The sequence below is a fragment of the Tamilnaduibacter salinus genome, assembly GCF_003096655.1.
Taxonomy (GTDB): Bacteria; Pseudomonadota; Gammaproteobacteria; order Pseudomonadales; family Oleiphilaceae; genus Tamilnaduibacter; species Tamilnaduibacter salinus.
On sequence record NZ_QEKQ01000008.1, the window covers coordinates 194391 to 219306 of the forward strand.

The following is a 24916-nucleotide window of genomic DNA, read 5'->3' on the forward strand; positions in this document are numbered from 1 at the left end:
AATAAATTGTATTTGGTTATTTTTTTAGTAGTAATTATCCTAATCATTTTTATTGCTAAATCTTCTTTCGAGCTTTCTTAGCATTCCGGTAGCCAGGAAATGAAAGTTTTTATCTATGAGCATTATGATACTGGCATTGGTGGCAACCAGCGGTATCTAATGTTGTTGATTGAACGGTTCGCCGAACTCTATGGCAATGCGGTAGAAGTTGTATTGGCAGTGCCGAGCAAGGGCGTTTTTTATCAGGCTGTTTGTCAGAACGATGATGTTGTTGCGCTCGAGTGCAAAGGTTTGACCAGCCGTGTTTTTGCCTTGTGGCGGCAGATACGATCGACAAAGCCGGATGTGATTTTGTGCCACAACGAGGCCTCGCTATTAACGGTACTGCCCGCAGCCTTGGCTCGTCGGATTGCTCTGATTTGGCATGTAAAGAATCTCCGCCGAGGCGGCTGGAGTGATTTTTTGTGTTTTCTGTTTGCACGGCGTGTTCTTGCAATCGCTCCGCAGAGTCTTGATGTTAAGAGCCAACGACTTGTGAATTGGTTTCGGGACAAATCCTATGTTCAACCGATTGGCACGCGACTGGATGAATTCAGCGACATTAATGCGGACACGGCTGATTCATATGGTGCGGGCGGCTCGCTGCGTATTTTGGCAGTTATGTTTGTCGGTGAGGCCAAGGGGACGGATACCCTGATCGAGGCGCTCGAATGGCTTGATCAGCACCATGTGTCGGTAGATGTGCGGATCGTGGGGGCCACGGCTCCAGGCTGTGAACGACTGGCGGCTGATTTGCGGGCGAGAAGTGACCAACTGGAACGTGTTCAAGTTGAATGGCTGGGATGGCGGGATGATATACGAAGTATGCTGGAGTGGACGCAGGTGGTGGTGAATCCAACACGCCGAGACGGCGTGCCTCGCAGCATTATCGAGGCCATGGCTGCAGCTAGGCCAGTTATCGGTAGCCGTATCGGCGGTGTTCCTGAAGCCATTGTTGATGGGGAAACAGGCTATTTGATCGAAGCGGGTGATGCCATCGGGTTGGCGAAGAAGATCTCGAAACTGGCAGATGACGCGCCGACTAGGCAACGGTTTGGGCAGGCAGCTCGTGCTCGGGCATTGGAGCGATATGACATCGATCAGCATGTGAAACGGTTGAAAGAGCACTTGGACGCTGTAGTTGAAGGAGGTTAATTTGATGTTGCCGGACGCCTTGGTTATTGGCCCGATGCGTTCGGGTACGAGCTGGATCCATGACTATCTGCAGGCACGGGGCGATATTGCTTTGCCTGGTGGCGTGAAGGAGACATTTTTTTTTGATCGGTACTATGAAAAGGGTAGCTCGTGGTATCGGCGCCATTTTGCTTATGCGGATAGAGCTGATTACCAGTGTGTCGCAGAGGTTGCGCCGAGCTACTTTCATTCCGAGTCAGCCCCTGAGAGGGTGCGTAACACGCTAGGAGACGTGCCGCTGGTTGTGACGCTGCGCGACCCCGTGCGAAGGGCGTGGTCGCATTATTTACACTTGCGTCGCTACGGCTACACCCGCTCGTCGTTGCGAGAAGCCACGGATGCGTTTCCAGAGATACTGGAAGCAAGCCGTTATGGGGCTTGTTTGAATCGCTGGCAAGCAGTTTTTGGCCGACACCGGCTATTCGTGCTTTGGCAAGAGGATCTTGCAGTCGCGCCAGAGGCGTACACGCGGGGGTTGTGCAATGGACTGGGGATTGAGTATTTCTCGCCAGCGGGGTTGCTGCAGCAGAAACGTAATGAGGCAACGTTGCCGCGATTTCCCCGGCTGGCGGCGGCCGGCGATCGAACGGCGCATTTTCTGCGGGCTAGACGTTTTTATGGCGTAGTGAATTTGGCCAAACGCATGGGGTTGAAAGGGGTGTTTTTTGGTCGGCCCGGTGTGAACGCTTTGCCCTCGCTTACGGACGCGGATGCCCAGTGGCTCGCGTCTGCGCTCGACGACGCGCCACCAGAGTGGGCACTCGCGCTACGGGGCGATTCGCATGGAGAAGTCGAATGAGTGAGGGAGGGCCGTATCGGTATGCCCTTGAGGTCAATAGCTCGTGATTACCCAACTCGCTATAAAGTGTGTTTATCAGCAGCCTGGTTCAGGCCTGAACTTGGCCAAGCATCTTGGTAGCGGAATCTGATCATGTGCGGTATAGCAGGCTACTGGGGCGGCTCAACGCACACCACTGCCATAGCTGAGAGCCTTGCCGATCGTATCAGCAGCCGCGGCCCGGATGATTCCGGGGTCTGGCTGGATGGGTGCACGAGTCTGGCCTTGGCCCATCGGCGCTTGGCCATCCTGGACCTTTCCCCCGCAGGGCATCAGCCCATGGTGTCGCCCTGCGGGCGGTATACGCTGGTCTATAACGGTGAAATCTATAATCACCAAGATCTGCGGGCTCAACTGGAAGCTGAAGGTGGTGCTTCCGAGTGGCGCGGCCACTCTGATACCGAAACTCTTCTGGTCGCCCTGCTGCACTGGGGGGTGGAATCAACTCTTACTCGGCTGAACGGCATGTTCGCTTTCGGATTCTGGGACACCCGAGAGCGTCAGCTGTTCCTGGCGCGGGACCGCATGGGCGAAAAGCCCCTGTACTACGGCCGCAGCGGTGAAACCTTCCTGTTCGCTTCGGAGCTGAAGGCAATGACCGCGCACCCGGACTGGTGTGGGCAAGTAGACCGAGATGTACTGGCGTTATACATGCGTTACAGCAACGTTCCGGCGCCATGGTGTATCTACAAGGGCATTGCCAAGCTGCCTCCGGCTCATTATGTGGTTATTTCGCAGAGCGGGAATTCAATCAGTGATCCCGTCTGCTATTGGGATCTAGGCAAGATCGCTCAGCGTGGCCCGGGTAATTCGGCGCCATCTGAATGCGATCTTCTGAGCGAGCTCGATGAGCGGCTGAATGAGTCTGTTAATAGCCGCATGGTCTCTGACGTGCCTTTGGGCGCCTTCCTCTCAGGTGGTTACGATTCCACAATAGTGGCGGCATTGATGCAGGCCCAGAGCGAGGAGCCAATCAGGACGTTTTCCATTGGCACCCATTCCACGAATGACGAGGCCCATCACGCTCGTCTCGTGGCGGATCACCTTGGAACGGATCACACCGAGTGGTACATCACGCCTGAGGACGCAATGGCCGTTATTCCCCGGCTTCCCGAGCTGTATGACGAACCTTTTGCGGATGCCTCACAGGTTCCCACCTTTTTGGTCAGTCAGCTGTCGCGTGAGCACGTAACCGTGGCCCTCTCTGGCGACGGTGGTGACGAGCTTTTTGCGGGTTATAACCGGCACATGATGGGGCCGGCGGTCTGGGGCAGAGCTTCCCGGCTGCCCAAAGCGCTTCGCCATGCTTTGGGCAGCGTCATAGGCAAATTGTCGGGTATGGAACTGCAGCGTTTCATGAAGGTGTTGCCGGCGAGCGCGCAGGTTTCTGATCTGGAACTGAAGCTGGGGAAGCTGGCCAGTGCGTTGAAGGCCAATAGCGGCACGGAGTTCTATAGGGATCTCGTCTCCCATTGGAAGTGTCCAGAGAGCCTGATCCTGGGAGCCCGGGAGCCGCAGACGCTGCTGGATAAGCCGGGAAAGCTACCAGATCTGCCGGGGCTGCGAGAGCAGATGCTGTATCTCGACATGACAACCTACTTGCCGGACGACATCCTTACAAAAGTGGATCGAGCCAGCATGGGAGTCAGTCTTGAGACTCGGGTGCCTTTGCTGGATCATCGGCTCGTGGAATTCGCCTGGAGGGTGCCCACGGCACTCAAGTACCGGCATGGTAAGGGCAAGTGGCTTTTGCGGCAGGTTTTGTATCGCTATGTCCCCGAGTCTCTAATGGAGCGTCCCAAGATGGGGTTTGCTGTGCCGATTGGCGAATGGCTCAGGGGGCCTTTGAAGGGGTGGGCAGAAAACCTGCTCGATGAGACTAGGTTGCGTGATGAGGGGTTTTTCAAGCCGGAGCCTATTCGCGCGATATGGCAAGCTCACCTAGCTGGAAAGGGCCGTTTTGAAGAGCAGCTTTGGACGGTGTTGATGTTCCAGGCATGGCTGGAAGCCGTGTCTAATGACAAACAGTGGGATGCCGCATGAAGGTCTGCTTTCTGGCCAACACTGGCTGGTACCTCCAAAACTTCCGAGCGAATACTCTAAGAGCATTTGTGGAAGCAGGACACGACGTCGTGGTGCTCTGCCCGAAGGGCTCCGGCGAAGAGAACCTTTCAGTTGCGGGGGTACGCTGTGAAACATTCAGGCTGGACAATGCGGGAACCAATCCGTTTGTTGAATTAGGTTCACTGATTGAATTGGCTGGAGTAATCCGCCGTATTCGGCCCGATTGCCTTTATTCTTTTAACCCTAAAACCAACCTTTATGGATTGCTGGCGTCAAGGCTTCTGGGTGTTCGTTGCATTCCGAATGTTTCGGGGGTCGGTAGTGCGGCGTTATTGCGTGGCCTGACGGGCTGGATCTATAGCGCTTTGGTCAAGGTGGCTTATCGGCGCGCGGAGTTTCTGTTTTTCCAGAATGAGGAGGACCGCGAGGTGTTTGGCGAGCTGGGTCTTGCGGACAGTACCAACTCATTGAGGTTGCCGGGCTCGGGCGTGGATCTGGAACGGTTCAGCCCGGATGCCGAGAATGCTGAGGGCCATGGAGAGCCGGTGCGCTTTCTGATGGCCTCTCGTCTGATTTATCCCAAAGGCGTTGTTGAGTACCTGCGGGCGGCGAAAAGCGTTGTGGCCCGATATACGAATGTGGAATGCCTTTTGGCGGGCGTTCCCGATGGCTCGGATCGTGCGGTACCGCTGGATGTGATCCGTTCCTACTGTAGTGAAGACTCGCAGGTTCGATTTCTTGGGCACGTTGAGGAAATGAGCGATGTACTTACGGGGGTTACGGCAGTTGTGTTGCCTTCCTCGTACCCGGAGGGAGTGCCTCGCTCTCTGCTGGAAGGGTTGGCAGCCGGTAAGCTCATCGTTACAACGGACCGTCCAGGGTGTCGGGATGCATTGGACGAGGGGGTGAACGGCTTTTTCGTCCAGGAACAGTCCGTCGATTCGCTTGTTTCAGCTATGGAAAAGGTGCTGGCACTTGATGAGCACGAACTTCGGGCAATGAGCCGCTTCTCGCGTCAAAAAGCCGAAACTGGGTTTGATGAGAGTGCGGTGATCGAGGCATACCTGATGCGCGCGACACCGTGTTAAGAAGGGGTGATTTCGTCATATCCTGCGTTGGGGGTGGTCGGTTGCTAAATCAAAACTGTCCCCCGGTACCGACATTTCCCTTTTGCGCCGACTCACATCTCGCCGAGCGGGTTTTGTCTTAGTGGTGGACTTCCCTCAATTATCGGACGCTTGACGCACGAAGGGCTGCTGGATCGCCCCTTCCGGCGAGGCCGCGACGGCGATCGAATTCACGTAGTCTTTTAAACTGTTGGATCCAATATGCGGAGGATCCTGCCCAGTCTGGCCTGTTGGGGCTTCGGCTCGTCCACGAGTTGTAGCCACTGTTTCGGGAATCCGGAATGCAATCCCGCCTGTCAATGAGTCACAGGTCATCACTCCCATTTGAGAGGCGGTTTTGGCCAGGGGCACGACGTAACGGCATGGAAAATCCTGTAAAAGTGCCTTGTTGCCCCGGAACCTTCCCCTGTCATATCCCGTTAAACCTCCAAAGGCAAACTTCAATCGGACCCGAAATCTGCTAGGGTTTTGTCTGTAACAGCGTGTAAAAAATCTGGATGGATGGATGAACGTACCCATGGAAATGGCTGGTACCACTGGCCTGATGGCGGGCTTGATTTCGTTGTTTTCGCTGCTCGTGTTTCGCCCCCTGGCCGAACGCGTACGCCTGCTGGATATTCCGGATCAACGTAAGACCCACAAAGGGGCTGTGCCGCTGATAGGCGGGCTCAGCGCCTTCGCTGGCCTGTTTGTGGCCTGGCTGATCGCCATGCCGTTTTCAGGGGGGTACGGTATCTTCCTGCTGTGTTCTCTGTTGTTGGTCCTGCTGGGGGCGGTGGATGATGCCCGGCATCTTCCGGCCGCCTTCCGGCTCTGGGCTCAGGTTACTCTTGGTGCGCTTCTGGTATACGGGTCCGGGGTCTCGTTGGAGCATTTCGGGAACCTGTTTGGCCTCGGCGCGATTGAGCTGGGCTGGACGGGGCCGTTGATCACCATTGCCGCTGTGATTGGCGCGACAAATGCCTTCAATATGATGGACGGCATCGATGGCCTCGCGGGCAGCATGTCCCTGGTCGGGCTGGTGTCGCTGCTGATCCTGTTTGTTGGAGCGCCGGGATTTGGCGCGGAAACGACGCTGTCTATCGCGATCATTCTGGCGTTGGTGCCTTACATGATGGCGAACCTGCGAGTGCCCCCGTTTGAAAAACGGATTTTTATGGGGGACGCGGGGGCGCTGTTTATTGGGTTCTCTGTCGTCTGGTTGCTGACAAAAGGGGCCCAGATGGAGCAGGCCGCGTTCCGCCCGGTGACGGCGCTCTGGATTATCGCCATTCCACTCATGGATATGGTCTCGATCATGGTTCGCCGGGCCCGTAAGGGGCTGTCGGTGATGAAGGCGGACCGGGATCACCTGCATCACATCTTCCTGCGCGCCGGTCTGTCGGATCGTCAGGCGTTGGTCGTGATTACGCTCATGGCGGTTCTCCTGGCATCCATCGGCCTGATTGGCGAATGGCTGGCGGTGCCCGGTTGGCTGATGTTCGGTGGTTTCCTCGGTGTGTTTCTGCTTTATCAGTGGTCACTTCGCCATGCCTGGCGATTGGCGGTTGCGGCGCGACAGCGGCTGACCCGAACCTGAGCGACTGGCGGTGGCGATTGCCGCCCGTTAATGGCTCGATAGGTAATATTCCGGTAAACTCGCGGTCCTCTATGTTCAGGGCGTATTCGCTCTGGCTCTTCATCGATTGTCGAATTTTGAAGTCACTGTTCTCCTCGGAGGTATGCCTTGTCTCACATTCTGATCCTGGGTGGTGATGGCTATCTGGGATGGCCCACCGCCATGCACTTCTCTAATCGCGGTTACGACGTCACGGTCGTCGATAACTACTTCCGACGTAATGCGTGCACGGAGCTGGATACGGGCATGTTGTACCCCGTTCCAACCCTGATTGAGCGCGCGAAGATCTGGTACGAGAAGACGGGCCGTGAGATCAAGGTGGTGATCGGAGATCTTGCCAGTCCGGAAACCATGCGGAGCCTGTTTGACGGTCGGGTTCGTTATCAGTGGGCTGTTAACAGCAGTTTTTCCGGCATTCCGGAGACGGTGGTTCATTACGCAGAGCAGCCTTCCGCGCCTTACTCTCTGATGGACTATCAGCACGCCGATATTACGTTGGTCAACAACCTCCGGGTCACGAATAACCTGCTTTGGGCGGTGCGCGATTATGCGCGGGATACCCACATTATTAAGCTGGGAACAATGGGTGAGTATGGTACGCCCAATATCGATATCGAGGAAGGTTGGCTTGATGTTGAGCACAAGGGGCGTAAGGACACGTTTCTCTTTCCACGACAGGCAGGCAGCCTCTACCACACGACGAAGGTCATGGACACGGACCTGATCTGGTTCGCGGTGCGGATGTGGGATCTGCGCGTGACAGATCTGATGCAGGGGCCGGTCTATGGCTTTGAAACAGACGAGTCAATGATCGATGATCGCCTCAAGACGATTTTCAACTACGACGAGATTTTTGGAACCATCGTCAACCGATTCGTCACTCAGGGGGTTGTCGGTTATCCGCTGACAGTCTACGGCGGTGGTGGTCAGACTCGCGGGTATCTCAATATCAAAGACACTTTGCAGTGTATCCAGAAAGCGGCTGAGACGCCTGCCAGGCAGAGCGAACTGAGGATATTCAACCAGATCATGGAAACGCTCAGCGTCAATGATGTTGCGACGCTCACCCAGCGCGTCGGGCAGAAACGCGGACACGATGTTGAGATCAAGTCCATCGCGAACCCGCGGAAGGAAGCGGAAGAACACTACTACAACCCGACCTATCAGGGGCTGCAGGACATTGGTGTAGAGCCGCATTTCCTGACGGACGAGGTGATGGACAGGCTGTTCTCCCTAGTTGAGTCCTACCGCGACAACATCCGCAAAGACGTGATCTTCAAAGGGATCAAGTGGACATGAGGTGGCTGGTTACCGGCGGTTGCGGCTTTATTGGAACCGGTTTGATCCGGTTCCTGTTGTCGGAGGGTGGTCACCAGATTCGGGTGTTCGACAATCTGAGTACTGGCACGCGGGATGATCTTGGTCTGGTGTGTGAATTCAGTGAGTCCACGGTCGACCAAGTCGGTCGAGGTGTGTCTTCTGACAACCCGGTTGAGCTTGTTGTTGGTGACATCATGGAAGAAGCGGCACTTCGCAAGGTTGCGGAGGATGTGGATATCCTGGTGCATCTGGCCGCAAACACCGGTGTTGGGCCGTCGGTTGAAGACCCACGCCATGACTGCCTGACGAACGTAGTGGGGACCTTCAATGCATTGGAGGCTGTCCGCTACAACGGCGTGAGCCGATTTGTCTTTGCCTCGAGTGGTGCACCTGCGGGTGAAGTGGAGCCGCCAATCCATGAGGAGTTGCCACCTCATCCAGTGGCACCCTACGGAGCAAGTAAGCTGGCCGGCGAGGGGTATTGCTCGGCCTATTACCGGAGCTTTGGTGTCGAGACCGTCGCACTTCGATTTGGCAATGTCTACGGACCTGGGTCGGTTCATAAAGGTAGTGTCGTGGCCAAGTTCATCAAACAGGCGCTTAATGGCGAGCGCCTCGAGATTTTTGGCGATGGCTTGCAGACCCGTGATTTCATTTTTATTGATGATCTGGTCAGAGCAATTCGCTTGGCGGCGAGCCAGCCAGAGGTTGGCGGGGAAACATTCCAGATCGCGACGAGCCAGGAAACAACCGTGGGTGAGATGACCACGCTGTTGTTGAAACACCTTGAAGACCAGGGCGTCTCAGGAGTTGAGGTTTTCAATGGCGAGAAGCGCGTTGGAGACGTGCTCAGGAACTATTCGGACACGCGTAAGGCGAAAGACCGGCTTGGGTGGGTTGCGGAGTATGGCCTGAATGAGGGGCTTGCAAGCACGGTTCGTTATTTCCTTTTGCAATGAAAATGCTCGGCAGAGCGGTTGCTAATTGTTACAGGTTGTTATAGATGAATCACACTTCGAGCGCAGGTTCAGCGAATGGGCGCCTGACGCCGGTTGATATCGGCGTTATTTTTGTTCGACGCATTCGAATCTTTATCGTCGGTTTCCTGATGATTTTCGGGTTGGCTTGTGTGTTCGCTTTTTGGGGCGAACGATCTTACGAGTACACATCCATGTACCGACTAGGCAAAGCGGGGCCGGACACCTACCTTGAGTCGCCGGATATGGTCGTCGCCAGTGCCAAGTCAGATTGGGTTCCCCAAGCTGCGAAAAGTATCGAAGGGCGAATCCCGAATATCCGTGTATCGGTTTCGAAATCGGGTGAGGTGGTTTTTCTGCGGTCTAAGGAAACGGAGGAAAGGGAAAGCTCTGTGGAAGAGCTACATCGCTTTCTTCTGTCTCGGCTGATCCGTGAGCAGAAACAGATGTTTGCCGCGCGAGAGGCACAACTGAAACAGGAGCTCACTGTGATTCGGCGTCTTCTCAATCAGATCGGCGAATCAGGAGGGAGTGCTGCCAATCAGCTTAGAGCGCAGGAAATGGATGTCAGGAGACAGCTAGCAGGACTGAAGAAAGGCAGTGAGATGGCTGAGGCGGTCCGGAGCATCAAGCCTGTTGGGCTCTCCTGGTTACATGTCATTGTTCTCGGAATGATACTCGCCGTGATGGGCGGTGCCGTGGCTGCCTTCATCGGTGAGTACATCGCCCGCGTTCGCTCAACGATTACGTCAGCTCAGACGGTATAGGACATCGGAAATATGGGGTTTTTTGAAGGTAAACGGGTTTTGGTCACGGGTGCTTGCGGGACGGTTGGCTCTGAGTTCATCCAGCAGTTACTGACCAACGAAGAGTATCAACCCGCTGAAGTGATCGGGATTGACAATCAGGAGACCGCTCTTTTCTTCGAGGATCAGCGATACCTCGATGATAACAGGGCCTATTTCTTCATTGCGGATGTGCGGGACAAGGACGAACTGGTGCGCCGGATGAAGGGCGTGGATGTCGTCTTTCACACGGCCGCTCTCAAGCATGTGATTCTCTGTGAACGGTCGCCTGACCAAGCCGTTCATTCCAATGTTCTTGGCGTTCAGAATGTCATTAGTGCAGCGATCGAGACCGATGTCGATCGGGTGATATTTACAAGTTCCGATAAAGCGGTGAATCCGACGAATGTGATGGGAACCTCCAAGCTTATGGGGGAGCGACTGATTACCGCGGCGAACAGTAACAAGAGATCCGGAAAAGGGCCGGTTTTCGCGTCTACCCGTTTTGGAAATGTTCTGGGATCAAGTGGCTCGGTCATACCAATCTTCCATAAGCAGATTGCCAAGGGTGGCCCCGTCACGCTGACGGATCCGGAAATGACGCGCTTTATTATGAGCATCGAGGAGTCGGTCCGTCTGGTCATAGACTCAGCCATCCAGGCAAAGGGCGGAGAGGTATTCATTACCAAGATGCCTGTGATTCGGATCAGCGACCTAGCACAATCTATGATTGACCGCCTCGCGCCCGTTTATGGATTCCGGCCTGAGGATATTCGGGTTGATGTGATCGGTTCCAAGCCAGGCGAAAAGCTCTATGAAGAGTTGATGAGCGATGAGGAAACCCGGCGCGCCATTGAACTGGAGGATTATTTCTCAGTTGTTCCTGCGTTCCGGGGGATCTATCAGGACATTGACTACAACTACGATGGCGTCGTCAGCCAAGATGTCGATAACGCCTACGTTTCCGCCAGCGAACCCGCATTGAGTCAATCAGAAATAGCCGCTCTTCTACAGGACAAGGGGCTTTTGTCGGAGCCATCTGAAACGACAGACCAGCGCTATTGGCCTGGCGATAAAGAGCAGAGTCGCTCCGACTCCTGACGTAAATGTGATCCGCAAACACGACGCGTGATCGCGAATCAGCTCGGGCCAAATGCCCGAGCTTTTCGTTTCTGTGAAAGGCTTTCAATATTGTCGTTATTCAGTCAGCTTCGAGCGTCCCAACCCGAGGGTTGGCGTTTTATCAAAAGAGGATTCGGCAGCGTTGGATTGAAGATCCTCGCGATGGCGCTTGGCCTGGGGCTCTCTATTGTGTTGGCTCGGTCGCTGGGGGTGGAAGCCTTTGGCGCGTATGCGTTTGTTTTTTCGGTTGTCTCCGTTTTGATCATTCCCGTTCAAATGGGAGTCTCGACCTTGATTGTCCGGGAAACGGCACGGTATGAGTCGGACGGCGCGTGGTCTCTGATTCGTGCTCTTTGGCGCTGGGCGACTCTGGCCATACTGTGCGCGGGTGGCCTGGTTCTGGGTATCTATTGGCTGATTGGTCTCGAGACGTCGTTGCTGTTCGAACAGCCGTTGAGTTCGGAGAACGCGGAGCTGGTGTTCTGGAGTTCGTTACTGATTCCTCTGCTTTCTCTGGGAAGTTTGCGTGCCGGAGCGTTGCGCGGCTTGAGACGGGTCTATCTGGGGCAGCTTCCAGAGGAGATACTCCGTCCAGCCTTCCTGATCGTGTTGGTTCTGTTTCTTTGGCTACAAATGGGGAAAGAGGTCAGTGCAACTGACGCCATGGCCAGCCACGCATTGTCTGCGATGGTCGCTTTTCTTATTGGTGCGGTGATGCTCCTGATGTCGGTTCCTCGTGCGCGGCTTACCGAAGAACCGCCTTTGACCGTTTCAGGACAAATGCAGATTGGTTGGTGGCGTTCGGCTTTTCCCATGGGGGTGACTGCCACGTCCCATGTGATCAATCGCTACGCTGATATTATCCTCCTGGGTGTGCTTGCGGCGCAGACAGAGGTCGGTCTCTACCGTGTAGCGGCCCAGGGGGCGCTGCTCGTTACGTTTGGTTTGCAGGCCATTAATCTGGTGGTAGCGCCCTACCTGTCCCGTGCTCACCGGGGTTCAGATTACCCACGAATACAGATGCTGATGACGCTGAGTGCGAGGTTGTCCTCTGGTCTTGCGCTGCTGCCGGCGCTTCTGTTTCTGGCATTCGGCGATACGATCATTCGCTGGTTGTTCGGCGCGGAATATGAGAGTGCTTATGCGCCGCTTTGCGTGCTGATCCTTGGCCGGTTCGTCAGCGCAGTGTTTGGGCCGGTTGGTATGTTGCTGAGTATGAGTGGCTATGAGCGCCTGGTTGCCCGTGTTCTGATGTTAGCCGTTGTCGTGAATGTGGTACTCAACGCAGCTCTCATCCCCCTTTACGGTGTGATTGGAGCAGCCTGTGCGACGACGGCCACCATGGTCACCTGGAACTTCATACTTCGCACGTTAGCTGCTCGAAAACTCGGTATTGAAACGATGGCTTTCCGACTTTAGCTGTCGGGTATTAGGAGCGTCAGATGGAAAAGCTACTGCCCGAATGCCTTTTAATTGGTGCCGCTAAGTCCGGGACAACCTCCCTGGCATTCTACCTTTCCCAGCATCCGGATGTTCTGCTTGCAAAAGATAAAGAGGCGCATTTTTTTGACAGTGATGAGCGATATTCGAGAGGGCTGGTGTATTTTCGGGATCAGTTTTTCTCTAAGGCGAAGCAAGAGAAGGTCTGGATAGACGCGACGCCTGGCTATATGCACCTCTACGGGAAAACCATTTCTCGAATCAAGGAGAGCTACGGTGAGAGCACTCCAAGGTTTGTTGTTGTGCTAAGGGATCCCGTGAAACGCAGCTACTCTCATTACAAGCATCGGGTTCGAAATGGTAAAGAGGTCTTGTCTTTTGAGGAGGCCATTAAGGCAGAGAGCGAGCGAATAGATAACGATCCGGACGAATGGTGGCGGTATCGTTCGGACAGTCTTTATGGAGAACAACTGGAAGCCTGGTTCCGGGCGTTTGGGGCTGATCAGTTTTTGGTGATCAAGCAGGAGCAACTGCGTGCGGACCCACTCGGAACGACCAATAGTGTGTTGCGCTTTCTGTCAATTGATCAGCCACTGGAGGCGCTCGATGGTGGCGCACAGAATCCTGCGAGTGAGCCGCGATTCCGGTGGCTGAATCGACTGCTAAATGTTCCGCTTCCGCTTCCTCGATGGATCACGCGGAAACTGCTTGGCGAAGCGGGTCAGCGACTTCGCAAGCGACTTCGGAAATTGAACCAGGTGCCCGAGAATTCGCCAGATTCCACAGCACAGCCCAACGAGGATTGGATGAAAGGGTTTCGGCAGACCTTTTCTGAGGATTTGAGGCGGTTGGAAGCGTTGACGCAAAGGTCCTTTGATGAGTGGAAGTAAGCCTCCGTTTGCATTTGATGGGATCCGTATTCTGTTCATTGGGCATGACCCGATCGGGACTACGGGGACAGCCTCGAAATACTTCTATCCCGTAATTGCGGCTCAATTGGGTGCCAAGGTCGCGGTCGTTGGTGATTGGTCCGGCGCTGCACCGCAAATGCCCTGGGGTATCCGGGTTTTTGATGTTTCGATGGCGGGCGGCGGTCGATGTCGAGCGAAGAAAGTTCGTGAAGTGGTCCGAAACTTCTGCCCCGATGTTGTTCACGTGTTTTTTCACCGGGGGTTCGGCTGGTACCGATACCACTGTGGTGATCTTGGAGCAAAGTGGGTGGTTGATGTGCGTGGGCCTCTATTGGCAACGGGTCTAAGGCGAAGCGTATCGCGCCTGCTCAATAACTGTGAACGCCTGGGTTATGATGCGACCGCAGGGCACTCCATTGGCTCTGTCGACACAGTTTTCGGTAAGTGGGTGGCAAAAAGCGCCTGTCACACCCGGATTGGCGTTGATGTCAAGCAATTCGCTCAACGTTCACACTTGACGAGCGGCCCTTTCAGGTTCGTCTACGTTGGCGGTATTGACCGTCGGCGCCAGTTAGAGACGATGCTGAGGGCGTTCGCGTTGGCATCGAAGAAGATGAATTTGACGCTCGACTTGATTGGAGACGGGGATGATACGGAAGCACTGATGGACCTTGTTAGCCGCGAGGGCATTAATGGCGTCCGGTTTCTCGGCCGCTTCCCCCATTCTAAGATCGCAGAAATGCTGGCCGTGTATGATGGTGCTTTGTCTTACATCGGCCCTAGCGTCTACGATTCTGGTCCTCCATTGAAAACTCTGGAGTACTTCGCGGCAGGACTGCCAGTCGTGGCGAGTGATACGAGAGGAAACCGGATGTTGATGAGCGCCGGTGTCGAAGGGGTTTTCGATCCTGAGGGGACGACTGAATCGTTGTCAGATGCCATGGTTCAGCTTGCCGGTTCCGATATCCAGGTGCTCTCCGGGAATGCCCGTCGAAAGGCTGAGGCTTCGTCATGGCAGCAAGTTGTTCCGGTTGATCTCTCTAACCTGTACTCCCGGATACTTGCATGATTGAGCAGTATTACTGGATCGACAGCATAACATCACTCAGTCTGATCTACGCGTCCGCTCTGGTAGTTCTTTTTTCTGGTTTACTGGCGCTTGGAACTGGCTTTTCATGGAAGTCGGAACTCGATTCTCTTCATTGGCTTGTCGGTTTCTGGGTCCTGCTCTTCCTTACGTTCCTGATGATGAGCGGTTGGGGACCGTTTTTCAGGGACGCCGTTTATTATTCCAGCGTTGTTGAGGGCATCAGTGAGCCAAAGAAAGCATTTGACCTGAGGCTCTTTCACGTTTTTTCCAGTGTTCCCGCATTCCTTTCGGCCAAAAACATCATCTCTTACATGGTGATTCAGTGTTTCTTTTTCATCTGGGCCGGCGTGCTTTTTGATCGTGCCTTCAGAAGGTGGTGGTCCTACAGCGGACACAGCATTCCGACGGCATTTACGCCATTTCTTGTGCTGCTTTTTGTTATGTACCCGGCGACGCTCCTCTATGCGACTGTTCCTCTGAGGGAGTCATTTATTGTATTTGGTCTGGCCGGTGCTTTTTATGGTGCAGTGCTGGTGAACGCATCACGGTTCCTTGGTATCGGATGGTTTGTTGTAGGAAGCATTGTTGTTGGGCTTGTTCGTGTCGACTATTTGTCGATCACATTTCCACTTCTGGTTCTGTTTTTACCAAAAGACATGCCGAGTATTCGTCTTGCCGTATGGTGTTCGGTCTTGGCCTCGATAGCAATTGCCTCGCTGGCTATGGGCGGTGGGTCCATTGTTTCGATGCTTGAGTCAGTGAGGAATTCCAGGTTGGGTGACTCGGAACTCTCTTACGGTTTTGTTGAATGGTTAAGCCTGATTGACCTTTTTCGGGACTTGCCTGTTCTGACACTCCAGCTGATTGTGTCGCCATTCCCGGTTCTTGGGAGCTGGTCTTGGTCTGCTCATTTTTCTCTGGTTTTGTCCCTTTTCTTTGAAATGATAGTTGTTTTCCTGGCTCTGCTCTCTTCTAGAGGCAACGTTCGCATTTTGGTTTACGTCGCTGGAGCCATCATGCTCATTGGCCTTTTTGAGGTGCATGCGGGGGCTGCTGTTCGGCACCGGTCAGGACTTTTCTATTTTCTAATTCCGGTTGCAGCGTTTTCGATCGCCAATATTTGGGATTGGTTGAGACTAACGAAGCCGCAGGGTTGTGATTTGAATGAGCGATAGAACGGTCGTCCGGCGTCGAACATTCAACCAGCGTCATGTGTCGTTGACGGTGGCCTTGTCGACTGTCGGGAAACGGATTGCGTCCTTTGAACAACAAGTGATCGACCTGAAGAGTCAGACGAGAAGTGACTTTGAGCTTCTCATTCTACTGCAAAACTCCAATGACCTGGTTGCCAGCCGCCTTGAGGAGGTGCTCCTGAAACATGCGGTCCACTTTCAGGTGTCTGTTGTTGTCTCCGATACGGTGGGACTGCTTTTGAGTCGAAATTTGGCTCTCGCAAATGCCTCAGCGCCGTTGGTGCTGCTGGCAGACGACGATTGTCGGTATTATGAGAGTTCATGCGAAAGGGTGATTGAAGAGGCTGACCGTAACCCCGAATCGGAGATAATGACGTTTCAGGCGCACAGTGATCAGGGCTGCTTGCTGAACCCGCGCAACGCGATTTCGGTCACGCGTCAGCACTCTGTTCGTTCCATTATGAGTGTGTGCTCGGTTGAGATTGCCGTTCGCGCTTCGCTTCGTGATCGGTTTCCTCGGCTCTTCGACGAGCGTTTTGGCCTTGGAACTCCGTTCAACACGGGGGGAGAAAACATCATGCTGCTGGACAACCTGAAGCGGGGGGTCCGCATAACGCAGCATCCGGTTGTTGTCGTATCGCATCCGGCGGTATCCAGTGGTACAGGTAAAAACGGGCTGGAACAGCTGGCGTTCGCCAAGGGGGCAATGCTTAAGCGAATGTTCGGTTGGAAGGGAGGAGTCCTTCTGTTGGTTTTTATGCTGCTCAAAAGGATCAGTAAAGAAGGACCGCATTTTCAGCTCCGGCACGTCAGGTCGGGACTGGAGGGATGCCGGAAGTCGCCGAGAGTGGAGAAATAGGTTGTGCTGGAAGAAAAGCCATTGGTGTCGATCATTATGCCGCTTCATAATGCGCAGGCATACGTGGGTCAGGCAGTGGAGAGCGTGATTGCTCAGACCTACCCAGCCTGGGAGTTGATAATCGTTGATGATGCGTCTTCTGATGAGTCCCTTGCTGCTGTCGAAGAATACGAAAATAATTCGAGGATTAGCGTCATCAAGCTTCCGGAGAATTCCGGATCCCCGGCCAAGCCTCGCAATGTGGGGACAGAGAGGGCTCAAGGGCGTTTTGTGGCATTTATCGATGCCGATGATGCTTGGTTGCCAGAGAAGCTGGAGATTCAGGTGGAGGCGCTTACGGAGAGTGGTGCGCCTCTCGGTTGTTGTGGATACTGGGTCATCAATGACGCCGGGAACAGAATCGGAAAGCTCTCTGTGCCCCAGCAAGCATCGTTCTCGGAGTTGGTTCGACACAATACCATTGGTTGTCTGACGGCCATTTACGATCGCGCCAGATTGGGTAAACGGTATTTCCCGGAATGTGGGCATGAAGATTACGCGTTGTGGCTCGATATCCTCTCTGAAGGTGGCAAGGTTCACGGCGTAGACCAGCCCCTGGCGGAGTACCGTGTCAGGTCAGGCTCGGTCTCATCGAATAAATGGCGGACTTTGACTTATTTTTGGCATATCTACCGCCACCGGCTGCATTACGGACGTCTGAAAAGCGTATGGCGATGCCTGACTTACGCGATGAACGCCCGCAACAAGTATCAGCACGGCGAGTCGGAGTCTCTGTCATGAAGGTCTTAGTAACCGGAAGCTCAGGCTTTGTGGGTAGACATGTCTGTCGGATGATTCGGTCTGAACGCCCTGACACACAGCTGTTGAGGGCAGTAAGGACTCCAACAAGCGATGAACGTGATGATGAGATTACTGTCGGCGAGATTGGAGAAGGAACAAACTGGGCCGATGCTGTCGCCGGGCAGGACGTCGTTATTCACCTCGCCGCCAGTGCTCACAACTTATCGCGCGATTTGGACGAGGTGCATCAGGTGAATGGCCTCGGAACGAAGCGCCTTGCTGTCCAGGCCAGTGAAGCAGGTGTTAAGCGGTTCATCTTCATCAGCTCTGTCGGCGTCAGTGGTGCCAGTACACGTGGGCGTTCACCCTTCATCGCCGATGAAAATCCTGAGCCCCACGGGGCTTATGCGCGCTCAAAATTCTGGGCGGAAGAGGCGTTGCGGGATGCCGGGGCGTTCTCAGATATGGAAATTGTGATTGTTCGCCCACCTCTAGTGTACGGCCCTGGCGCACCCGGTAATTTTGATCGTTTGGCGCGCTGGGTTCGCAATGGCATCCCTTTGCCATTGGGAACGGTGCGGAACAAACGATCGTTTATCTCGGTGTATAATCTCGCGGATGTAATCGTCCGGTGCCTTGATCATCCGAATGCGGTTGGGAAAGTATTTCTTGTAAAAGACGGTGAGGACCTTTCAACGACTGATTTTATTCGCAGAATCGGGAATGCGATGGGGAGAAAGCCAAGGCTTATGCCATTCCCTGTGAGTGTTCTGCGTACGATTCTTGTTGCAACTGGCCAGAAAAATGCTGCGCAGTCGCTGCTTGACTCCCTTGTTGTTGATGGTGTTGACGTGGAGGAGGCTCTTGGTTGGGTCCCCCCGTATTCCGTTGAGGAGAGCCTAAGGCGATGTTTCCTTTAGTAGACGAGGGGTTTTTAGTTGATCCGGTTTTGGGATGTGCTTCTCTCAGCGATGGGCCTGCTTTTGGGCGGTCCAGTCATGCTTGTCATTTATTTGGTTGGGATATTTGACACCGGGGCTCCACTGTTTCGTCAGGAGCGCGTTGGTCGTGATGGACGAGTGTTTATCCTGATCAAGTTCAGGACGATGCCTGTGAATACAGAATCCGTTGCAAGCCACTTGGTTAGCGGTAACTCCATTACTCGGTTTGGAAAGTTTCTTCGTAGCACGAAGCTCGACGAGTTGCCGCAACTCTGGAACGTTTTAAAGGGGGAGATGAGTTTGGTGGGGCCACGTCCCTGCCTTTTCAATCAAGTGGAGTTACTAGAAAGCCGTAACAAAAAGGGTGTCCTTGCGGCTCGCCCTGGTATCACCGGGCTCGCTCAGATTAGTGGTATTGACATGTCTACTCCTGACCGGCTGGCAGAGACAGACGCGACGATGCTGGAATCCCTGAGCGTAAGGTCTTACTTTCGCTATTTGATTGCGACTGCGTTGGGGAGAGGGAGCGGTGACCAGGTACGACGATAGCGCCGCTGTGGTTTTGGCGGCGCCAAAAACAGGATGAATGACGTGTTTGATTTCTTTCTTAGGCTTCCCCGCTTCCAGAAACGATTGATTTCTCTCCTCTCTGACGCCTGCTTCCTTTCACTGGCGATGTGGTGCGCATACGCCTTGCGTCTGGAGAATCTCAACTGGACGCCAGATCGCGGCCAGGCGATGACTCTTGCCCTGACGCTGATTGTTACGCTGGCAACGTTCGTGAAGCTGGGACTTTATCGGGCAGTGATCCGTTACATGAGCGATCGCGCGCTCGTAACGATCATCGGTGGTGTGTTTGTTTCCGCGCTATCGATGATTGTCATTGGTTACTTAACGCAGACGCTTTTGCCGCGCTCAGTCCCTGTTCTCTATGGCGCCATGGCCTTCTCGTTTGTCGGTGGTACTCGCCTGGGCGTTCGCATGCTCGTCAGTCACTCCCGGAGGCGGCATCTGGAGGGAGTCGCGATCGTTGGTGTGGGAGAAACGGGGCTTCAGTTGGCCTCAGCTCTCGCTCAAGGGACTGAGTACCGTCCAGTTTTCTTTGTGACCACTGAACCAGGCGGGCACAAAACTCTCATCAATGCGCTTCCGGTGTTCAGCGTTGACCACGTCGAGTCAGCAATTCGTAAGCACTCAGTTGACCGGATATTGCTGGCCCTGGACGATACCGAAGCCCGTCGCCGTCGTTCTCTGATCACCCGCCTTGAATCGCTCTCTGTTCCTGTCCAGACGGTTCCCTCAATGTCGGAGCTTGTTGCCGGTCAGGCTCGCATCAATGACATCCGAGATCTGGACGTAGAGGATCTTCTCGGGCGAGACCCGGTCATTACTGATTCGGAGTCTGTCGCAAGGGATATCGAGGGCAAAAGCGTCATGGTCACAGGAGCCGGTGGGTCGATCGGGTCTGAGCTCTGCCGCCAGATACTCCGACACCGCCCGCAGTGCCTCGTGTTGTTCGAGCGCTCGGAATACGCCCTGTACGACATCGAGCGGGAGTTGTCGACCATTAACCATGTTGAAGGGCTGGGTGTCGATCTTCACGCAGTGCTCGGTACGGTGAAGCTTCAGCGTCGGTGTGAAGCGGTGATGCGGGCCTTTAGCGTCAGCACGGTCTATCATGCTGCGGCCTATAAGCATGTCCCGTTGGTCGAGGAGAACGTGATCGAGGGCGTTCAGAACAACGTCTTCGGCACGTTGAGTGTCGCAGAGGCGTCGATTGAGGCCGGGGTTGAGCGGTTCGTCCTGATCTCGACTGACAAGGCGGTGCGCCCGACAAATGTGATGGGAGCGAGTAAACGTCTGGCCGAGCTGGTGTTACAGGCGTTGGCCGAGCGTCAGAAGCAGACCCGGTTTTCCATGGTGCGTTTTGGCAATGTGCTGGGTTCTTCCGGGTCGGTCGTACCACTTTTCCGGGATCAGATCCGGGATGGCGGGCCGGTCACCGTCACCCACCCTGACATCATCCGGTATTTCATGACCATCCCGGAGGCCAGCCAACTGGTTCTTCAGGCCGGCAGTATGGGGCGTGACGGAGAGGTGTTTGTTCTGGATATGGGCGAGCCTGTTCGGATTGCGGATCTGGCAGCGCGTATGATCCACCTCATGGGGCTGACCGAGAAAACCGATGAGCGTCCGGATGGTGACATTGAGATCGTTTTCACCGGCCTTCGTCCCGGAGAAAAGCTGTTCGAGGAATTGCTGATTGGCGATGACCCTCAGGGTACGGCACACCCGCGGATCATGAAGGCACGTGAAGTCTCAATGCCCTGGTCCGAGCTGAATCTGCTTCTGGAGCGCCTTCAGCAGGCCAGTCGACAGTTTGAGTGCCAGACGGTCATCGAATTGTTGCAGGAAGCGCCGACGGGCTATGTGTCATCGGGGGATACCTGCGATCTGGTTGCCAATCAGAAACTAGCGGCTGGTCAGGTCGCCGGGACCGAGGACTCAGCCAAGGTAAGACGCCTGCGACTGTAGTACGCGTTTTGAAAGACCAGTTGATGACTGGGAGCGACTTTGAGCACGCCTTGGAAACAACGATAAGGACATCCTGTGATAGAGATCTCCCACCACGGCGCCACGACCGGCGTCACCGGCTCCTGCCATGAACTGACGGTCGACGGGGCTGGTATCCTCATCGACTGCGGCCTGTTCCAGGGCCAGGAGCAGGGACGTGGCGCCAGCGCTTCGGACCTTGCCGTTGACTTTCCCATTGAGCACCTCCGTGCGCTGGTGGTCACTCATGTGCATATCGACCATGTGGGGCGCATTGCTTACCTGTTGGCAGCCGGTTTTGAGGGGCCCATTCTGTGTTCGGAGCCCTCGGCGATCATGTTGCCGGAAATTCTGGAAGACGCCCTGAAGATCGGCTTCACCCGCGACCGGGACTTGATTGAACGCGTGCTGGACCGAATTCGGGAGCGCACTGTGCCGTTGTCCTATGGCCAGTGGCACACGGTTTTTGATGAAGCCGATGCACAGCTGGACGTTCGGTTGCAGCCGGCCGGCCACATCCTCGGGTCGGCCTATGTGGAGTGTGACGCCCTTAGTGGCCAGCAACGCGAGCGGGTCGTGTTCAGTGGTGACCTGGGCGCGCCGCATGCGCCGTTGCTGCCCGAACCGACTGCCCCGGGGCGAGCCGACCGGTTGGTGATTGAAAGCACCTACGGGGACCGCAATCACGAGGATCGTGCGACCCGGCGTTATCGTCTGAAAACGGTGCTGGAAAACGCTCTGGCCGATGGCGGGACGGTGCTGGTGCCGGCGTTCAGTATCGGCCGGACCCAGGAGTTGCTGTACGAGCTGGAGAGCCTGATTGTGGAGTTCGGCGTATCGCCGGTGATGACGGAAGAGGGCGGTGACGCGCTGAACTGGAACGAACTCGAGATCGTCGTTGACTCACCGCTGGCGGCCAACTTCACCCGGATCTATCGCCAACTCAAACCATTCTGGGACAACGAGGCCCAGACGCTGGTCCAGTCCGGCCGTCACCCGTTGTCGTTCGATCAGCTGACGGTGATTGATGACCACGACGACCATCTAAAAGCGGTCGATTATCTGGCCGGCTCACACCGCCCCTGCGTGGTTCTGGCCGGCTCCGGGATGTGTGCGGGGGGTCGGGTGGTGAACTACCTCAAGGCCATGTTGTCGGAGCCGCGTAACGATGTCCTGTTCGTTGGTTATCAGGCCGCCGGCACGCCGGGGCGGGACATTCTGGAGTATGGTCCGTCGGGTGGCTGGGTTGAACTGGATGGTGAGCGTTATGAGATCCGGGCACGTATTCACCAGGTCGGTGGTTATTCGGCCCATGCCGGGCAGGACGATCTGATTCGTTTTATTCAGGGTATTAAACGGCCACCGGAAGAAATCCGTCTTGTTCATGGCGAGCGTCCTGCCAAAGAGACCCTTCGGGATCGTTTGGAGACTATTGGATATCGTCGGGTTTTGATTCCGGGTGAATAATAGCGAGCGTGGGGTTCAATGTGGGTCTGAATTTCCGAAATCATTGCTCGGATCGCCGCCAATAATGCACCTCGATTAACAGCGTTTTATTTTTTAATTTGAAAATCGACGTAACTTTATTTAAGTTTGTGGGGCGTTGTAAAAACCAGTGAAATACGATGAATGACCGTATTCTGAAAAGTCTCCATCGTGACGGGTCCAGGGATTCGGATCGGGTATCACGGGTTCAGGATTTCCAGACAATCAAACCGGATTGAAAAGGCAAAGAAACAATGGCAAAGATTAGTGATTACTACCAGAAGAAACAGCTGATGGAGCAGCTGTCTGAGGAAATCACCAAGATGGAAGCGGACAAAACGCTAAAGCGCGAGTTGGAGTTTGAAGAGAAGATTCGTGGGTTGATGGACGAATACAACAAGTCCGCGAAAGACGTGCTCCAGGTTCTGGGTGCGATTGACCCTTCCGTTGTACCGGGTAAGGCCTCGTCTGCCGGCGCCTCCGGCCCCAAGCGCCCGCTGCAGATTTACAAGAACCCGCATACCGGGGAAGTGGTGAAGACCCGCGGCGGCAACCACAAGACCCTGAAACAGTGGCGGGAAAAGCACGGCAAGGAAACGGTTCAGAGCTGGCGTCAGGACTGATCGTCACCGGTACGAATCGTTTTCGAGAAAGGCGCCCGCGTGGCGCCTTTTTTCGTTGGCGCTTCACCGGGCGGATGAGTGGTGAAGACGCCGTCGTCAATGTCGCCGAATATTCATAGGGTGTTGTAAAAGGTCCCGCCCTCTTTAATGTAGCCGAACATTTATGTTCGGAGGAGCCGTGAGGCTCCCTGCAAACAACGGGGTGTGGAGTAGCGCTCGGCGGCCTGTCGGCCGCTCCGAACATAAATGTTCGGCTACGTTAGCGTTTGCAATGCCCTTTCAATGGTTGGCGGCGTTGATTCTCAACAGACAACAGGAACCGGAATGGACACTGACATCCAATGATTGCCGTCATACTGGCCGGCGGCTCTGGTACACGGCTATGGCCGATGTCCCGGGAGACGTTTCCCAAGCAATTCCTGCCCCTGACCGGCGGCCAGTCGCTGCTGGAGGAAACGGTCGCACGCTCGCAGCGGCTCGATCCAAAGCCATCCGTGCTGGCGGTGACGTCGGAAGCGCACCGGTTTCTGGTGGCGGAGCATTTGAATCAACAGATGCCGACGACGTCCTGGAGCGTGCTGCTGGAGCCGGAAAGTCGTAACACCGCGCCGGCCGTTGCTCTGGCCGCTCTGGACGCATCAGCCCGGTCACCCAGTGAGCTGTTACTGGTGTTGCCGTCGGATCATGCAATGTCGGATAGCCAGGCTTTCCTGAAAGCGGTCGGGGAAGGGGATGAACTGGCCAGGGCGGGCAAGATGGTGACCTTCGGAGTGACGCCCCGCAGTGCCGAAACGGGGTACGGGTATATTCGCGCCGGTGTCCAGGAAGGCGCGGGTGCCCGGGTCGATGCCTTCGTGGAAAAGCCGGATGCCGAGACGGCAGCGCGTTACCGGGACAGCGGCGAGTACTACTGGAACAGCGGTATGTTCCTGTTCCGCGCTGATCGGTATCTGGAGGAGCTTGGCAAGTGGCGTCCGGACATTCTGGCGGCGTGTCGCCAAGCGTGGGAAGCGCGTTCCGCCGACCTGGATTTCATCCGGGTCGAGCACCAGGCATTCGACACCTGCCCGGCGGATTCCATCGACTGCGCGATCATGGAGCATACTGGAGAGGCGGTGGTTGTTCCGCTGGATGCCGGGTGGAGTGACGTGGGTTCGTGGGAGGCGCTCTGGGATCTTCAGGAAAAAGATGCGAACGGCAATGTCTGCCGAGGAGACGTCATCACCGAATCCGTCACGGGCTCCTACATCCACTCGGATGGGCGGCTGGTCGCCGCATTAGGCGTTGAGGATCACGTCATTGTTGAAACCGACGACGTCGTCCTGGTCGCCGATCGCGCCCGTGTTCAGTCCATCAAGGGACTGGTGGCGCGGCTGCGGGCGGACGGACGCGAGGAGCACAGACAGCACCGGCATGTTCATCGGCCCTGGGGATACTATGATCAGATCGCCAGTGGCGAGCGATTCCAGGTCAAACGCATCACCGTCCATCCCGGCGGGTCGCTCTCTCTCCAGAAGCACCACCATCGCGCCGAGCACTGGGTCATCGTGAGCGGTATTGCCACCGTCGAACGGGAAGGCGAGTCCTTCCGGCTTGACGTCGACCAGTCCATCGACATCCCCCAAGGCCAGATGCATCGGCTGAGCAACCAGGAGACGACCCCACTGGAGCTCATCGAGGTCCAGACCGGCAGCTACCTCGGCGAAGACGACATTGTGCGGTTTGAGGATGCGTATGACCGGGAGTGAGGGATTTTTTTTGCCGCGGAAACCGCGGAAAGACCCGGAAAAAAGAAGATTCGGCCACGGAATCCATATATGGTCTCCTCCCCGTTTGCAAGGCTCCAGAGTCTGATGAGGGATAGGTTGCTGCCATATATCCGGCCTGTTGACGAGGCGGCGTTGCCGCCTCTGGCCCTGATGAGGATTCGCCGCGCGCCTGCCTAATCACTGAAGCG

General features: G+C 55.4%; 21 protein-coding genes. All 21 read left to right on the forward strand.

Going from position 1 to position 24916, the window contains the following annotated elements:
* Positions 1 to 99: 99 nt before the first annotated feature.
* Positions 100 to 1194 (forward strand): glycosyltransferase family 4 protein, encoded by a 1095-nt coding sequence (locus tag C8D92_RS13010; RefSeq protein ID WP_116919602.1) that lies wholly within the window; start codon positions 100 to 102, stop codon positions 1192 to 1194.
* Between the two features lie 4 nt (positions 1195 to 1198).
* On the forward strand, positions 1199 to 2032 hold the full coding sequence (locus C8D92_RS13015; protein ID WP_116919603.1) for a sulfotransferase family protein: 834 nt from the start codon (positions 1199 to 1201) through the stop codon (positions 2030 to 2032).
* 132 nt (positions 2033 to 2164) lie between these two features.
* Positions 2165 to 4114, forward strand: coding sequence for an asparagine synthase (glutamine-hydrolyzing) (asnB, locus tag C8D92_RS13020; protein ID WP_116919604.1), 1950 nt, complete (start codon positions 2165 to 2167; stop codon positions 4112 to 4114).
* Positions 4111 to 5223: a glycosyltransferase family 4 protein gene (locus C8D92_RS13025; protein WP_116919605.1), complete on the forward strand. Its 1113-nt coding sequence runs from the start codon at positions 4111 to 4113 to the stop codon at positions 5221 to 5223. Before asnB ends, C8D92_RS13025 begins: the two co-directional genes overlap by 4 nt.
* 544 nt (positions 5224 to 5767) lie before the next feature.
* Entirely contained in the window at positions 5768 to 6841 is a 1074-nt protein-coding gene (gene wecA, locus C8D92_RS13030; RefSeq protein WP_243402445.1) for a UDP-N-acetylglucosamine--undecaprenyl-phosphate N-acetylglucosaminephosphotransferase, read from the forward strand.
* Positions 6842 to 6988: 147 nt separating this feature from the next.
* Complete coding sequence (locus C8D92_RS13035; RefSeq protein WP_116919607.1) at positions 6989 to 8179, forward strand: NAD-dependent epimerase/dehydratase family protein; 1191 nt, start codon at positions 6989 to 6991, stop codon at positions 8177 to 8179.
* A complete protein-coding gene (locus C8D92_RS13040) occupies positions 8176 to 9159 on the forward strand; it encodes an NAD-dependent epimerase/dehydratase family protein (RefSeq protein WP_095611948.1) in 984 nt (327 codons plus the stop codon). The genes C8D92_RS13035 and C8D92_RS13040 overlap by 4 nt, the downstream gene beginning before the upstream one ends.
* Before the next feature lie 44 nt (positions 9160 to 9203).
* Positions 9204 to 9944, forward strand: coding sequence for a hypothetical protein (locus tag C8D92_RS13045; protein ID WP_095611947.1), 741 nt, complete (start codon positions 9204 to 9206; stop codon positions 9942 to 9944).
* A gap of 12 nt (positions 9945 to 9956) precedes the next feature.
* Positions 9957 to 11063: a polysaccharide biosynthesis protein gene (locus C8D92_RS13050; RefSeq protein ID WP_095611946.1), complete on the forward strand. Its 1107-nt coding sequence runs from the start codon at positions 9957 to 9959 to the stop codon at positions 11061 to 11063.
* A gap of 168 nt (positions 11064 to 11231) precedes the next feature.
* On the forward strand, positions 11232 to 12503 hold the full coding sequence (locus C8D92_RS13055; RefSeq protein ID WP_095611945.1) for an oligosaccharide flippase family protein: 1272 nt from the start codon (positions 11232 to 11234) through the stop codon (positions 12501 to 12503).
* Between the two features lie 23 nt (positions 12504 to 12526).
* Positions 12527 to 13414, forward strand: coding sequence for a sulfotransferase family protein (locus C8D92_RS13060; protein ID WP_095611944.1), 888 nt, complete (start codon positions 12527 to 12529; stop codon positions 13412 to 13414).
* Positions 13401 to 14504 carry a glycosyltransferase family 4 protein gene (locus tag C8D92_RS13065; RefSeq protein WP_095611943.1) on the forward strand — a complete coding sequence of 368 codons (1104 nt, stop codon included), beginning with the start codon at positions 13401 to 13403 and terminating at the stop codon, positions 14502 to 14504. The genes C8D92_RS13060 and C8D92_RS13065 overlap by 14 nt, the downstream gene beginning before the upstream one ends.
* Positions 14501 to 15700: a hypothetical protein gene (locus tag C8D92_RS13070; RefSeq protein ID WP_095611942.1), complete on the forward strand. Its 1200-nt coding sequence runs from the start codon at positions 14501 to 14503 to the stop codon at positions 15698 to 15700. Before C8D92_RS13065 ends, C8D92_RS13070 begins: the two co-directional genes overlap by 4 nt.
* Positions 15690 to 16577, forward strand: coding sequence for a glycosyltransferase family A protein (locus C8D92_RS13075; RefSeq protein WP_095611941.1), 888 nt, complete (start codon positions 15690 to 15692; stop codon positions 16575 to 16577). Before C8D92_RS13070 ends, C8D92_RS13075 begins: the two co-directional genes overlap by 11 nt.
* A 3-nt stretch (positions 16578 to 16580) precedes the next feature.
* Positions 16581 to 17357, forward strand: a complete 777-nt coding sequence (locus C8D92_RS13080; protein WP_207775182.1) for a glycosyltransferase family 2 protein — start codon at positions 16581 to 16583, stop codon at positions 17355 to 17357.
* Entirely contained in the window at positions 17354 to 18277 is a 924-nt protein-coding gene (locus C8D92_RS13085) for an NAD-dependent epimerase/dehydratase family protein (RefSeq protein WP_207775183.1), read from the forward strand. The genes C8D92_RS13080 and C8D92_RS13085 overlap by 4 nt, the downstream gene beginning before the upstream one ends.
* Positions 18278 to 18295: 18 nt before the next feature.
* Positions 18296 to 18847: a sugar transferase gene (locus C8D92_RS13090; RefSeq protein ID WP_095611940.1), complete on the forward strand. Its 552-nt coding sequence runs from the start codon at positions 18296 to 18298 to the stop codon at positions 18845 to 18847.
* A 33-nt stretch (positions 18848 to 18880) separates the two neighbouring features.
* Positions 18881 to 20833 (forward strand): polysaccharide biosynthesis protein, encoded by a 1953-nt coding sequence (locus C8D92_RS13095; protein ID WP_409456183.1) that lies wholly within the window; start codon positions 18881 to 18883, stop codon positions 20831 to 20833.
* 75 nt (positions 20834 to 20908) lie between these two features.
* Positions 20909 to 22318: an MBL fold metallo-hydrolase RNA specificity domain-containing protein gene (locus C8D92_RS13100; protein WP_116919608.1), complete on the forward strand. Its 1410-nt coding sequence runs from the start codon at positions 20909 to 20911 to the stop codon at positions 22316 to 22318.
* Between the two features lie 272 nt (positions 22319 to 22590).
* Complete coding sequence (locus C8D92_RS13105) at positions 22591 to 22959, forward strand: histone-like nucleoid-structuring protein, MvaT/MvaU family (RefSeq protein WP_095611937.1); 369 nt, start codon at positions 22591 to 22593, stop codon at positions 22957 to 22959.
* 341 nt (positions 22960 to 23300) lie between these two features.
* Entirely contained in the window at positions 23301 to 24707 is a 1407-nt protein-coding gene (locus tag C8D92_RS13110) for a mannose-1-phosphate guanylyltransferase/mannose-6-phosphate isomerase (RefSeq protein ID WP_116919609.1), read from the forward strand.
* The last annotated feature ends 209 nt before the right edge of the window (positions 24708 to 24916 follow it).